The following is a 12,278-nucleotide window of genomic DNA, read 5'->3' as shown; positions in this document are numbered from 1 at the left end:
ATTTAGGAGTGCTTTGAGTTTTCTCAAAGCCCCCTTGAATACTGGCTCTACAGACGACCAGGCGGCGTACTAACATCAATAAGGTGTTCCCGGTGCGCTGCGTCGGTACGTTCTTCAAATCGCGACTACGCAGCATCCGGCTCTTTCAAACAATCCGGAAAAGGCCATGCGTCGCCCTCTCTTACTGTTGCTCTCCACTTTCTTTTTGATCTGGGCTGTCGAAGCCCTGTGGCTGGCCCCGTCGCCACCAGGCGATACGCTGTGGGTGGTCCGACAAGAAGGCATGCTGCTGACCGGCATTCTGGCACTGGGCACCATGACGGCCATTATGGTTCTGGCTCTGCGCCCCCGCCGTCTGGAACCCTGGCTGGGTGGCATGGACAAAGCCTACAGGCTGCATAAATGGCTGGGCATCATCGCCATTTTGCTCAGTCTGGCCCATTGGCTCAGCAAGGAATCCAAAGGCCTGATTTCAGCGGCTATCGGCACGGGCGGCCGTCTGGCCAAAACGCCTGTCCCTGAATGGATCAGCCTGTTCAAACCCTATGCCAAGTCACTGGGCGAATGGACGTTTTATGCGCTGATTCTGATGCTGATCATCACCCTGGCGCGCCGCACGATTTCCTATAAAAAATGGTACAGCCTGCATCGTCTGATGCCGGTGGCCTATTTGATCCTGATCTTTCATGGCGTGGTACTGACGCCCCCTGCTTACTGGAGCGGCATAGGCGGCTGGGCGCTGGCGATCACCATGGTGATCGGGACGGCAGCAGCCTGTATTCAGCTGCTGCGTAATCTGAGTTCGGCCTACCCCCATACCGGCACCGTCATCTCCTGTACCTCGCAAGGCGATGTGCTGGAGGTGCAATGCCGCATGGACCAATCCTGGCCGGGCCATCAGGCCGGGCAATTCGCCTTTTTGCGCTTGAAAGGCGAGTCCGAGTCCCATCCATTCACCTTGTCCGATGCGGATCAGGACAACCAGATTGTCCGCTTTCACATCAAGCAACTGGGCGACTGGACCCGCCGCTTGCCCGAACGTTTGCATATCGGGCAGAACATCGAGCTGGATGGCCCGTATGGCCGCTTCACCCAACCGGGCAGCGATGAAAAGGGAATCTATATCTGGGTGGGAGCCGGGGTTGGGGCCACTCCATTTCTATCCTGGTTAAGCCAGGAACACCAGGAAGGTCACGCGCCCTATGCCTATTTGCAATATGCCTGTCAGCACAGCTCGGACCCGCTGGCCCAGGCCTTGAGCAAGGCCGCCAAGGAACACCCGGATGTGAATCTGGAAATCTATGCGGACGGCCGTCGCTGGACGCCCAGAGAGGTGCTGCAGTACTACCATGCCGACATGCCTTTGCATATCTGGTTCTGTGGCCCGGCGGCCATGGGCAGGCAGTTGCGGCGTGAACTCAAGCAGACTTTGCCTGCGAAATCCTGGACCCTGCACAAGGAACACTTCCAGTTCCGCTAAGCCTTTGCTCATCCAGCAACCGGCCTTGTTCATCAATCAGAACAAGGCCAGTTCTGCTTATGCGGAGTGCAGAAGTCCAGTGCGACGAGAACAGCCTAGGTATTTTGGTGAGGTGGCGTCGCCCCGAGCATGGACACAAAAAGAGTCACCAGATTGTTCTCCATGGCGGCCCACTGCTCCGGGGTTTCCAGACCCATATTGTCGACCGCACCATGCATGCCCTGGTAGATCACCCAGGCGGTCAAATCCACATCGGCCACCGACCAGGCACCGGCTTTCTGCCCTTCGTTCAGGATCATGTGCAAGGGCTCGGTCACCGTATTGCGTTCACCCTGATAATTGCTGCGCATATGGTCTGAAAACACCAGATCATGCATCTCCAGCGTGTCTCTATACGCTTGTACCGACGCCCGAATCCAACAGGCCAGACGCTGCACCCAATCATCTTCCGGCGCTTGCTCCAGGGCCCCTTGCACGCGGTCATGAAACTGCTGGATGAACTGCTCGCGCAGAGCGGCCAGGATCTCCTGCTTGGAGCTGAAGTAGTGATAGAACAAGCCCTTGGACATGCCCGCCCGCAACACAATTTCATCGACCGGGGTCGCATCAAACCCCTGTTGCAGAAACAAGGTAGCAGCCGCCTCCAATAAATCTCGGCGGCGAACTTCAGAGGGTTGGGTACGAGGTGTTTTAGCGGCGGTCATGGGCGTCAAGGTATCAGAAAAAACCCGACAAAGTACCTCGTCGGGTGTCACTGCACTATTTTAGCCAGCCTGTTTATTTCTTATTGACTGACAGTCAGTCAATATTTTATAGTCGTCGATAATAATTCTCATTTATCGAATACTATGACTCGCCGACTCGCTCTAACCATCGCCATTTACCTGGGGACTTTCATGGTCACCCTGGACATCAGCATCGTGAATCTTGCCTTGCCACGCATGCAACAAGCCCTGCAAACCGATATGGCCGGGCTGCAATGGATTGTGGATTCCTATGCGTTGTGCCTGTCCGCCTTCATGTTGTCCGCCGGGTTGCTGGGGGATCGCTACGGACGCAAGAAAAGCTGGCTACTGGGTGTGCTGGCCTTTACCGTTGGTTCCATGATGTGCGCCCTGGCCGGTTCACTGACTGCCTTGCTCTGGGGCCGCGTCGTGCAAGGCATGGCCGGGGCTTTGCTTATTCCCGGCGCCTTATCCATCCTGACCCACGCCTTCCCGGACCCTGCCCAGCGTGCCCGCGTCATTGGCGGCTGGTCTTCCTTCAGCGCTCTGGCTCTGGTACTGGGCCCGATTCTGGGCGGTGTGCTGGTCGATGTGGCCGACTGGCCGTCGATCTTCAGCCTGAACCTGCCCCTGGGTTTGCTGACCCTGGGCTTAGGGATGTGGGGCATTCAGGAGTCGGCCAACCCGGAACATGCGGCCTTCGACCCTATCGGCCAGTTGCTTAGCGTTATCTGGCTCGGCTCCCTGACCTATGGCCTGATCTGCGCAGGTGAGCAAGGCTGGCACGCTACCGAGACAATTCGCTCCCTGGGCGTGGCCGCTGTCACCTTCGTGGCGTTTATCTATGCCCAAACCCGCGTCACCCGCCCCTTGCTGCCTTTGAGCCTGTTCCGGGACTACCGCTTCAGCACCGCCAATATCGCCTCCTTTGTGCTGGGTTTTGCCGCCTATAGCAATGTGTTTTTCCTATCCCTGTTCTTCCAGAACGCCTTGGGCTGGAGCGCCACCCAAACCGGCTGGGGGCTGGCGCCCCAGTTCATCGGCATGGCCGTGCTGGCCTCCCGTTTCGGTGCCTTGAGCCAACGCTTTGGCTTGAAGCTGATCCTGACCATGGGCTTTGGCCTGATGGCAGCCGGTTCCTGGTTAATGATGCTGCTGCAACCCGGCGCTTCCTACTGGATGGCAGGTTTCGCTTTGGCCGTACTGGGCATTGGCATGGGCTTGTCCGTCCCGGCATGCAGTACCTTGGTCATGAATCTGGTGCCGCGTGAGCGGTCCGGTATGGCATCAGCCACCACCAACACCATTCGCCAAACCGGCATGACCTTGGGCGTTGCCCTGCTGGCCTCCTTGATGAGCCAGGGCGCAGTCAGCTCCTTGTCCAGCCGCCTTGATCCGGTCAATCCCATGCTGGAGCAGGCTCAGCAAATCATCACTTCCGGCCAGGTGAATCTGCCTGCCTCGGCAGATGCCTTGTTCTGGATGCAAGCCATTCAGCACGCCTGGGCAGACGGCTTCCACCGCGTCATGTTCTGGGCCGGATTGCTGGCTGTTTTCAGCCTGGTTCTGTTGCTGCGCCTGCGCTTGCCTCGTGTGCAGGCAGCGCCTGCCGCTGCGGTGGAACTGCATTAACCCGACTATTGCAGACTGGATTTACAATGGCGCATGGACAAATTACGACTGGATAAATGGCTCTGGGCAGCGCGCTTTTACAAGACGCGCAGCCTGGCTTCTGAAGAGATCACCAAAGGGCGGGTTTTGCTGAATCAGCAAAACACCAAGCCTGCCCGCGAGGTCTCCATTGGTGATGTGATTACCCTGCGCAAAGAAACTCCGGCCATGGAGGTTCATGTCACTGCATTAAGTGGCGTGCGTGGCCCCGCCCCGGTTGCCCGTCAGCTGTATCAGGAAACGGAAGAAAGTAGCGCACGCCGCGCACAGGCCGCCGAACAACGCCGTCTGGCACCCGAGCCTGCACTGGATTTTGATGCTGGCCGTCCGACCAAAAAAGATCGCCGTCAGATGCAGGTGCTGAGGGGTAAATAGTCCGCCCGCTGCACCTACTTCACGATACAGAAAAAGCCCCGCCAAGCTGCCCTGCTTGGCAGGGTTTTTTTATGGATCGTTCTTTCGACGAGCCTATCGCCAAGGTTTCACGACGATCTGGCCAGGGAATAAAACCCGCTCCTGCTTACCTCCTTCCAGCCCTGTCTAGCTACTTATTCAGCCAGCCCCTGCGCTGCTTCCAAACTCTCCATAAAACGCCTGGATTCCCGTCTCCCAAAGAATCCCCCAATGCTAGAACCCCTCCACTAAAGAGCTTCAAAAAAGCTCCAAAACCCTTTTTGATATATCAGATTACGCTTTTATATATCAATAAAATCAAGGGTTTACACCATTGATCGCGCTTGCAACAAAACGCTATAAACCTAAAACAATTACATGCAAACGCATTCAAAAAAATGTGAGGAGACAGGAAAATGAAGATCACGGCAGTACGCGCCATTCCCTTGAACGTGCCTTTCAAGTTCGATAGCGCGGGCATCATAAAACCCACCAACCTGGCCATCTGTCATGTGGAAATCGAGACCGATGAAGGCATCACCGGCTATGGGCTTAGCGCCATTACCGAAGAGCACCCCGTTGCCAGCACCATCAACGATATTCTGGCCAGCGACCTGATCGGGCAAGACCCCTTGAACACCGAGCGCCTGTGGGACCGCATGTACTGGAACGTGTGTCCTCGCGGCCAGACGGGCTATGCCATGCACGCCATCTCCGCACTGGACATTGCCCTGTGGGACATCAAGGGCAAAGCTCTGGGTCTGCCCGTATGGAAACTGCTGGGCGGTGCCCGAGAAAAAGTGCCTGCCTACGCGACGTTCGGCTTTGCCTTCCTGGGTGAAGAAGAGTTGATCAAAGTGGCACGCGACTGCGTGGATCAAGGCTTCAAGGGCCTGAAGATGGTGGTAGGCCATCACGGTCTGCAACGTCGCGACGAACCGCGCCCGCTGGCCGACCTGATCCGCCAGGACATGCGCCGCATGAGCCTGGTACGCGAGGCTATTCCCGCCGACATCCCTTTGTACATCGACGGCAACTGCAGCCTGGACTATGTGCACGCCAAAGCCATCGCCCGCCATGCCCGTGATCTGGACGTAGGTTTTTTTGAAGAACCCATCACCCAGAACGACACGGGCCGCTTGCGCGAACTGCGTCAAAGCACAGGCATCACCATTGCCGCTGGCCAGAACGAAGGCCAGTCCTATCGCTTCCGGGATCTGCTGATGCAACAGGCTGTCGATATTTTGCAGCCCAACGTGCTGATCTCCGGCGGTTTCACCCAGTCCCGCAAGATCTTCGCCCTGGCAGAAAGCTTTAACGCTTCCGTCGCCAATGGCGGGGCTTTCCCCTCCCACAACGGTCACCTGCACTGCGGTTTGCTCAACGGCGGCGATGTGGAATGGCACCTGGCCGCCAGCGCCATGATGGCCGAGATCTACACCGGCCTGCCTCAGCCCGAACAGGGCTGGCTGCGCATGCCCGACGCCCCCGGCCTGGGGCTGACACCACGACAAGATCAAATCGACAAGCTGCGCAGCAACCCCGGCAGCCTGGGCTCCGGCAAAGGCTAAACCGACTACTACCGAGGAGGTAAACAGACATGAAACCCTGGTCCCGTGTTGTACTTGCCCTCAGTTTTATCTTTGCTGCCGCGCCCCAAAGCTGGGCAGCTCCCCCCGCCTGGGCCGAGCGCCCGGTGCGGCTGATCGTCCCCTCTGCCGCAGGCGGTTCGGGCGATACCCTGGCCCGTCCACTGGCCGAAGCCTTGGGCAATGAAATTGGTCAAACCGTTGTAGTGGAAAATAAAGGAGGCGTAGGCGGCGTGCTGGGTGCCAGCATGGTGGCCAACTCCAGCCCCGCAGACAATCAGCTCCTGTTTGGTGCCGTGCATCACATGATTGCGCCTGCCGTGTTGAAGAACTTCCCCTACGACACACGCAAAGACCTGAAAGCCGTCACTCTGATTGCTGCCATGCCCAATGTGCTGGTGGTGAACGCCAATTCGCCCTATCACAGCGTGGACGACCTGCTGGCCGCCGCCAAGCAAGGCGCTGGCGTGAACTATGGCACCAGCGGCGTCGCTACCATGCTGCATCTGATGGCCGGCAAGCTGGAAAAGAAATCTGGCACCACCATGACCGCCGTGCATTACAAAGGCAGCGGCCCGGCTGTCATGGCGCTGATCAGTGGCGATCAAGTGGACTTCATGTTCGAGACCATGCCGTCCGCCGTGGCGCAGATACGCAATGGCCGCCTGGGCGCCCTGGCCGTCTCCAGCCCGGAACGCGCTCCTGCCTTGCCGGATGTTCCCACCTTGAAAGAACTGGGCCTGGATGAGATCAGCGCCCAGACCTGGTACGGGATTTTCATGCAGGGAGATGTGCCGGATGCCACCGTGCAAAGCGTGGCAGACAGCATTCACCGGGCCTTGAACACCGACAAGATCAAGGAAATCTGGGAGGGGAACGGAGCAACCCTGGTCACCAATAGCCCAGCCGAGTTCACGGTATATGTGGATCAGGAGCTGAACTATTGGGCCGACTCGGTCAGTGATCTGGGGCTGAGCAACTTCTAACTCTAAAAGCTGCAACTTGCCTTCAGGGCTGCCAGTGGCAGCCCTTTTTCTTGAGTCTGTCCTGCCCCTGCTGCTTCGCGTTATGCTGTGACACCCTTTACAGCGAACCATAGCCATGTCCAGCCTGTTCCACCCCTTTGAAGAGCTTGCCGCCCAACTCCTGCCCCACAGCAGCACCAGTCACAACGACGGCTCCCATGACCAATCACACTTGCAGCGCGTCTGGAAGAACGTCTGTGCGATTCAGGAAAAAGAAGGCGGGGATCTGCGGATTTTGCTGGCAGCAACGGTGCTGCATGACTGCGTTGCGGTAGAAAAGAATTCACCCTTGCGCTCTCGTGCTTCCACTCTGTCAGCCGAGCAAGCGCAACACATTCTGGCCAAGTTGGGCTGGTCCGAGCAGGACTGCGAGGCGGTGGGCCAAGCCATTCAAAGCCACAGTTTTTCAGCGAACATAGCGCCCATCAGCTTGGAGGCCCATATCCTGCAGGACGCAGACCGCCTGGATGCCATTGGTGCTTTAGGGATAGCTCGCTGCTTCTATACCGCAGGGCGAATGGGCTCCAGCTTGTATGAGCCGGAAGATCCAAAAGCAGAGAATCGCCCTCTGGATGACAAGCGCTACGCGCTGGATCACTTCCCGGCCAAATTATTCAAATTGGCCGAGGGTTTTCAGACGAAGCGCGGACAGGAAATCGCGCGTGAGCGACATGAACGAATGGAACGGTTTGTAGAGGAAATGCTGGAGGAGCTGTAAGTCCTGGCTACTCTTACAACTCCGTATATTTCTTGTTCGTCCCCCGCACCTTATCAGCGGAGTACTTCTGGGCATTCTTCACCAGCTTATTCGTGACCGCTTCGTTCATATCCACACCTAGAACGACTGCAAGACGGCTCAAATAAATCTGCACGTCCGCCAGTTCATCGCGCACGGCTTCGGCGGTTTTCGGATCGTTACCAACCTCGCGGGACTGGTCTTCTGTCAGCCATTGGAAGATTTCGATCAGCTCGCCCACTTCGTTGGTCAGCGCCATGGCCAGATTTTTGGGGCTATGAAACTGATCCCACTCACGCTCGCGGGCGAACTGGGCGACGGCCTCGTTCAGGCCAGTCAAATTCATCAGGGGGCGGTTGGAGTCTGTCATTGCGTACTTCACTTTAAAAATTTCAATCCAGCAACAGACTCACACAAGGGCCGGGGGGATGGCAAGTCTGTTTACGATCTCGCAGCCGTTTTAAGGCTCATCATCAGGCGGTCCAGTGCGTTGGCAAACTCGCGCCGGTCGGCCTGACTGAAGGGGGCCGGGCCTCCGATATCCACGCCAGTGCTGCGCAGTTCTTCCATCATGTCGCGCATGGCCAGACGCTCGCCTATGCTGTTGGCGTCCAGGCGCTCACCTCTCGGGGTCAGGACCAGAGCCTTACGCTCCAGCACCTGGGCAGCCAGGGGGATGTCGGCGGTAATCACCAGGTCTCCCACGCTGGCGTGCTGGACGATGTAATCGTCCGCCACGTCAAAGCCCCGCGCCACCTGCACCGCCCGCAGCCAGGGCGATGGCGGAGTGCGCAGCATCTGGTTGGCCACCAGGATCACATGGCGGCTCCAGCGCTGCCCGGCACGGTACAGAATTTCTTTGATGACGACGGGACAGGCGTCCGCATCAACCCAAATCTGCATGGATTACAGGTCCAGCGCTTGGGCCAGCAGGCGATCAATCACTTCATTGGTCGATACGCCTTGCTCTGCAGCGCGAGCGCGTACGGCATCAATGACGGGCTGGGTCAGCTTCACGGGAAAGGACACCAGACCAGCGGCCTGATCCAGACGACGTTGTTCGCGCCGATCGGCCACGGCGGAGTCACCCGCAAAGCGTTGTGGCGTACCCGCTTTTTTTACATTGCTCAGCAGTTTCACGGCGCTGAGTTTTTCCATATCGGTGCGTTTCATCGAATTTCTTTATAAGAATGGGCTGGTTCGCTCACGGTAAGCGAACAACACGGCGACAAGGCCGTGAGCCGGTATGGCTGGCATACTGCGCAGCTTGCAGGCAAATGTCCAGACTTTTTATGTATAAGTCCTGACAATCAAAGCATTAGTTTCTATAAGCAGACCTGTTGCACAAGAAAAGAGACAAAAAACAGCCTCTTTATTGGGCACCGCGTCGGTTTTTAAGGCAACTCAATTTTTCCCTAGCCTGTCAGCCCCAGCAACAGCCAAGTCCGAGTCCTAATCACTAGTCGCCGGTCACCAGCATGCACAAAAAAACCCGCCGTAGCGGGTTTTTTCGGGCCTGATCGTATCAGTCCTGACGTGCAGTCACTTCTACCAGGTGGTAGCCGAACTGAGTCTTGACGGGGCCTTGCACAACGCCAACGGGGGCGCTGAACACAACCTGATCGAACTCGGGCACCATTTGGCCACGGCCAAATGTTCCCAGCTCACCGCCCATGCGGGCCGATGGGCAGCTGGAATTTTCCTTGGCCACCTGAGCAAAGTCAGAACCACCTTCGATAGCGGCTTTCAGTTCGTTCGCTTTCTCTTCGGTGCTGACCAGAATGTGGCGTGCGGAGGCTTGTGCCATGGTGTACTCCTTTTTTTAGAAAATCGTTTGAGCTTAACCCAGAACCATGCCGGAAGCGAAGCCCCCGGCGCCGGTTCTACACCTGCTGTTTCAATTTCAGGCCTGGGCAGCTTGTTTGCGCTTGCGGGCAGCCAGGGCATGCCCCAAACCCACGATCAACAAGGCACCGGCCACTTCAGCAATCAGCTTGGTGCTGGTGGAGGCTTCGCCAAAGTACTCGATGAATTTCACGTCGGTCACGATCATGCCACCAGCGATCCAGCCCAGCAGCGCTGCACCCAGCGTCACCACGAACGGGAAACGGTCGATCAGCTTCAGAACCAGAGTGCTACCCCAGATGATGATAGGCACACTCACGATCAGACCAAACACCACCAAGCCAATCTGGTGATCCGGGTCTGCGGTTTGCGCGGCACCGGCAATGGCGATCACGTTGTCCAGGCTCATGACAAAGTCGGCAATGATGATGGTTTTAACGGCTTTCCACAGGGTGGCACTGCCTTCCACATTACCGTGGCCTTCATCCTCGGGGATCAGCAGTTTCACGCCAATCCAGACCAGCAAGAGCGCGCCGACCACTTTCAGGTAAGGCACGGCCAGCAAGGTCAGGGCAAAGGCAATCAGTACAACGCGCAGGCCAATGGCACCAGCCGTACCCCACAAAATACCTTTAATGCGTTGTTGTGCAGGCAAATTGCGACACGCCAGCGCAATCACCACGGCGTTATCGCCCCCCAGCAATATATCGATCAGGATGATCTGAAATACTGCCGCCCAGCTCATCGTCTGCAAAAACTCAATCATGTGTAAGACCGCCTTTTCATATTGTTGAATTGAAATTCGACGGCCACTTTGTAGGACGACACCCCAAACAAAAATGGCCTGATCCATTAAGGACGCAGGCCATATCGTTTTTAGAGGATACACCTTGCCCATTAATGGCAAGGTCTTGCTTGCAACCTTAAGGTTGCCCGGGCACCGGGAATATGTGCAAAAAACACAAATTGCCGTGATGACGATGCGCCGGAAAGTAAGCTACTCCCCCTGATAGTTCGCAAGTATAACGATCTTGTATGAAACAACAAAGCTTTTCGCAGGACATGACGATTTTTCGGTGCCAGTTACTGATTGACGTTGCAGGCTGACCTCACCCCCCGATACGGCCTGAATGAAGCGCCATTGAGTTAATGAGAACTATTTGCAATAATTTGCTTTTTCTTATTCAAGCTCCCCACCCTCATGTCCAATTCGGGCCTCTCCCGCAAAAGCTGGCTTGCCTACTACGGCGAGTTCATGCAGTCCTGCCTGCGCCGCTTCAGCAGCACGGCGGACGCGGAGGACGTCGCTCATGATGCGGTGGAGGCCCTGCTTCAAAAAGATCAGAAAACCCTGACAGCAGCCCATGCCCGCAACTTTCTGTACAAGTCCGCGCGCCATCGGGCCATTGATCTGTGGCGTCGCAACAGCCGCTTCCAGCACCTGGCCTGGGACGAGCTGCATGAAGAAGCCCACCCCGTCACCGACGGGGCCGATGCCCATGCCAGTGCGGAGCAGTTGCGCCAGGCTCTGGTAGCGGCCCTGGAAGAGCTGCCCTTGAATCACCGACGGGCTTTTGTCCTGAATCGCATCGAAGGCTGGACCCAGCCTGAAATTGCCCGTCATCTAAAACTGTCCATTGCCAGCGTGGAGCGTTATATTGCGCTGGCCAGCCAGTTTGTCCGCGAGCGCCTGCGCGATGAGTTCTGAATCTCCTTTCTATCCCAGTGATGCCACCTCCCCTGCCGAAGCCGCCGCCCAATGGTCGGCGCGCCTGCATTCGGGCCGCTTTAGCCCGGCGGACGAGCAAGCGCTGGAGGAATGGTTGCAGGCCGACCCCGAAAACGAGCGCGAATTCATGGCGGTAGAGCAGCTCAGCTCTCTGGCCAGCACGCTGGACAAGGATCTGGTCAACTTGCTGTATGGCGGCAAAGTCCCCCTGCGGCCTGATCTGCGCCGCCGCAAACTGATCCGTAATACCGGCGCACTGGTCGCCGTGGCTGGCTCTGCCGGTTTGGCCGGCCTGCTGCTCAGCCCCCAGGCGGTCTACGCCACTTCCCTGCAAACGCGCGTGGGCGAGCGCCGCTGGGTTCCCCTGCCAGACGGCTCCAGCCTGGAATTGAATACCGGCACCCAAGCCGAGCTGCGGTTTTATGAGGACAGCCGTCACCTGGACCTGATTCAGGGCGAGGTGATGTGTGCCGTGGCATCCAGCCCGCAACGCCCTTTCATCGTCAAAGCAGGCAATACCGTAGTGCGCGTTACCGGCACCAGCTTTACGGTGCGCCGCGATGCCGAGCAGGTCAAAGTGCTGGTCGAAAGCGGCAGTGTGGAAGTGTCCAGCGGGCGCTGGTGGAATCGCCAGACCCGGTATCTGGCTGCAGGCTCGGGCGCCACGATCTCCCCTCAGGATGGGCTCAGCATCCAGGCCGAAGTCGATGTGGCCGCTGCCACCGCCTGGCGGCAAGGACGCCTGATTGTGCGGGACCTGTCCTTGTCCGAAGTCGTTGCTGAACTCAACCGCTACCGCGAGCAGCCCATTCGCATCGCTGACGCCAAAATCGGCCAACAACGTGTCACCGCCTCTTTCCTGCTGGACGAGCAAAGCGCGGTGCTTCAAGCCCTGCAACAGATCCTGCCCCTGCACGCCAGAACACAGGACGATGGCAGCGTACTGCTGAGCAGCGCCTCGTAATTACAATTGGTTTCAAATAAATCGGTTCAGGCTGAGGGGTTTAGTGAGACTGACTCGTATTTAGATTCAGCGTTCCTCAACATCGCGTTTGAAGAACATATCTGAATCCGGGCACCGCGAT

At 57.5% G+C, this 12,278-nt stretch carries 14 protein-coding genes; 8 read left to right on the top strand and 6 right to left on the bottom strand.

Annotated features, from left to right (window positions below; genetic code table 11):
• The first annotated feature begins 166 nt into the window (after positions 1–166).
• Positions 167–1,480 (top strand): ferric reductase-like transmembrane domain-containing protein, encoded by a 1,314-nt coding sequence (locus DUD43_RS02480; protein ID WP_153229014.1) that lies wholly within the window; start codon positions 167–169, stop codon positions 1,478–1,480.
• A gap of 95 nt (positions 1,481–1,575) precedes the next feature.
• Here the strand turns inward: DUD43_RS02480 and DUD43_RS02475 are convergent, their stop codons facing one another.
• Complete coding sequence (locus tag DUD43_RS02475; protein ID WP_153229013.1) at positions 1,576–2,184, bottom strand: TetR/AcrR family transcriptional regulator; 609 nt, start codon at positions 2,182–2,184, stop codon at positions 1,576–1,578.
• Between the two features lie 144 nt (positions 2,185–2,328).
• Between DUD43_RS02475 and DUD43_RS02470 the strand changes: the two genes are divergently transcribed.
• From DUD43_RS02470 to DUD43_RS02450, 5 genes are all read left to right on the top strand, one after another.
• Positions 2,329–3,837 (top strand): DHA2 family efflux MFS transporter permease subunit, encoded by a 1,509-nt coding sequence (locus tag DUD43_RS02470; protein ID WP_153229012.1) that lies wholly within the window; start codon positions 2,329–2,331, stop codon positions 3,835–3,837.
• Between the two features lie 33 nt (positions 3,838–3,870).
• Entirely contained in the window at positions 3,871–4,251 is a 381-nt protein-coding gene (locus DUD43_RS02465) for an RNA-binding S4 domain-containing protein (protein WP_153229011.1), read from the top strand.
• A gap of 434 nt (positions 4,252–4,685) precedes the next feature.
• Entirely contained in the window at positions 4,686–5,840 is a 1,155-nt protein-coding gene (locus tag DUD43_RS02460) for a mandelate racemase/muconate lactonizing enzyme family protein (protein ID WP_153229010.1), read from the top strand.
• Between the two features lie 29 nt (positions 5,841–5,869).
• Positions 5,870–6,844: a Bug family tripartite tricarboxylate transporter substrate binding protein gene (locus DUD43_RS02455; protein ID WP_153229009.1), complete on the top strand. Its 975-nt coding sequence runs from the start codon at positions 5,870–5,872 to the stop codon at positions 6,842–6,844.
• Between the two features lie 115 nt (positions 6,845–6,959).
• On the top strand, positions 6,960–7,601 hold the full coding sequence (locus tag DUD43_RS02450) for an HD domain-containing protein (protein WP_153229008.1): 642 nt from the start codon (positions 6,960–6,962) through the stop codon (positions 7,599–7,601).
• A 13-nt stretch (positions 7,602–7,614) separates the two neighbouring features.
• Here DUD43_RS02450 and DUD43_RS02445 read toward each other — a convergent pair whose 3' ends face one another.
• The 5 genes from DUD43_RS02445 to DUD43_RS02425 all read right to left on the bottom strand — a co-directional run bounded on the left by DUD43_RS02445 (position 7,615) and on the right by DUD43_RS02425 (position 10,230).
• Positions 7,615–7,989, bottom strand: a complete 375-nt coding sequence (locus DUD43_RS02445) for a nucleotide pyrophosphohydrolase (RefSeq protein ID WP_153229007.1) — start codon at positions 7,987–7,989, stop codon at positions 7,615–7,617.
• A gap of 71 nt (positions 7,990–8,060) precedes the next feature.
• Complete coding sequence (locus DUD43_RS02440; protein ID WP_042482768.1) at positions 8,061–8,522, bottom strand: YaiI/YqxD family protein; 462 nt, start codon at positions 8,520–8,522, stop codon at positions 8,061–8,063.
• 3 nt (positions 8,523–8,525) lie between these two features.
• Entirely contained in the window at positions 8,526–8,792 is a 267-nt protein-coding gene (locus DUD43_RS02435) for a hypothetical protein (RefSeq protein WP_153229006.1), read from the bottom strand.
• Between the two features lie 352 nt (positions 8,793–9,144).
• Positions 9,145–9,426: a peptidylprolyl isomerase gene (locus tag DUD43_RS02430; RefSeq protein ID WP_009463196.1), complete on the bottom strand. Its 282-nt coding sequence runs from the start codon at positions 9,424–9,426 to the stop codon at positions 9,145–9,147.
• Positions 9,427–9,522: 96 nt separating this feature from the next.
• Positions 9,523–10,230 carry a TerC family protein gene (locus DUD43_RS02425; protein ID WP_153229005.1) on the bottom strand — a complete coding sequence of 236 codons (708 nt, stop codon included), beginning with the start codon at positions 10,228–10,230 and terminating at the stop codon, positions 9,523–9,525.
• A 435-nt stretch (positions 10,231–10,665) separates the two neighbouring features.
• On the opposite strand from DUD43_RS02425, the gene DUD43_RS02420 reads away from it, so the two are divergent.
• Together DUD43_RS02420 and DUD43_RS02415 are read left to right on the top strand one after the other, a co-directional pair.
• Positions 10,666–11,172, top strand: a complete 507-nt coding sequence (locus tag DUD43_RS02420; RefSeq protein WP_153229004.1) for an RNA polymerase sigma factor — start codon at positions 10,666–10,668, stop codon at positions 11,170–11,172.
• Positions 11,162–12,157 carry a FecR family protein gene (locus DUD43_RS02415; RefSeq protein WP_153229003.1) on the top strand — a complete coding sequence of 332 codons (996 nt, stop codon included), beginning with the start codon at positions 11,162–11,164 and terminating at the stop codon, positions 12,155–12,157. The genes DUD43_RS02420 and DUD43_RS02415 overlap by 11 nt, the downstream gene beginning before the upstream one ends.
• The last annotated feature ends 121 nt before the right edge of the window (positions 12,158–12,278 follow it).

The sequence above is a fragment of the Alcaligenes faecalis genome (assembly GCF_009497775.1).
In the GTDB taxonomy this organism is placed as follows: Bacteria; Pseudomonadota; Gammaproteobacteria; order Burkholderiales; family Burkholderiaceae_B; genus Alcaligenes; species Alcaligenes faecalis_D.
Note: the sequence above shows the minus strand (reverse complement) of the source record. Positions and strands in the feature narration are given on the sequence as shown.

What these genes read in the sequence shown, in the direction of transcription:
- DUD43_RS02480 (WP_153229014.1), top strand. Translation starts at nt 167, where the DNA reads ATGCGTCGCCCTCTCTTACTGTTGCTCTCCACTTTCTTTTTGATCTGG.
- DUD43_RS02440 (WP_042482768.1), bottom strand. Translation starts at nt 8,522, where the DNA reads ATGCAGATTTGGGTTGATGCGGACGCCTGTCCCGTCGTCATCAAAGAA.
- DUD43_RS02435 (WP_153229006.1), bottom strand. Translation starts at nt 8,792, where the DNA reads ATGAAACGCACCGATATGGAAAAACTCAGCGCCGTGAAACTGCTGAGC.
- DUD43_RS02430 (WP_009463196.1), bottom strand. Translation starts at nt 9,426, where the DNA reads ATGGCACAAGCCTCCGCACGCCACATTCTGGTCAGCACCGAAGAGAAA.
- DUD43_RS02470 (WP_153229012.1), top strand. Translation starts at nt 2,329, where the DNA reads ATGACTCGCCGACTCGCTCTAACCATCGCCATTTACCTGGGGACTTTC.
- DUD43_RS02445 (WP_153229007.1), bottom strand. Translation starts at nt 7,989, where the DNA reads ATGACAGACTCCAACCGCCCCCTGATGAATTTGACTGGCCTGAACGAG.
- DUD43_RS02455 (WP_153229009.1), top strand. Translation starts at nt 5,870, where the DNA reads ATGAAACCCTGGTCCCGTGTTGTACTTGCCCTCAGTTTTATCTTTGCT.
- DUD43_RS02450 (WP_153229008.1), top strand. Translation starts at nt 6,960, where the DNA reads ATGTCCAGCCTGTTCCACCCCTTTGAAGAGCTTGCCGCCCAACTCCTG.
- DUD43_RS02415 (WP_153229003.1), top strand. Translation starts at nt 11,162, where the DNA reads ATGAGTTCTGAATCTCCTTTCTATCCCAGTGATGCCACCTCCCCTGCC.
- DUD43_RS02425 (WP_153229005.1), bottom strand. Translation starts at nt 10,230, where the DNA reads ATGATTGAGTTTTTGCAGACGATGAGCTGGGCGGCAGTATTTCAGATC.
- DUD43_RS02420 (WP_153229004.1), top strand. Translation starts at nt 10,666, where the DNA reads ATGTCCAATTCGGGCCTCTCCCGCAAAAGCTGGCTTGCCTACTACGGC.
- DUD43_RS02475 (WP_153229013.1), bottom strand. Translation starts at nt 2,184, where the DNA reads ATGACCGCCGCTAAAACACCTCGTACCCAACCCTCTGAAGTTCGCCGC.
- DUD43_RS02465 (WP_153229011.1), top strand. Translation starts at nt 3,871, where the DNA reads ATGGACAAATTACGACTGGATAAATGGCTCTGGGCAGCGCGCTTTTAC.
- DUD43_RS02460 (WP_153229010.1), top strand. Translation starts at nt 4,686, where the DNA reads ATGAAGATCACGGCAGTACGCGCCATTCCCTTGAACGTGCCTTTCAAG.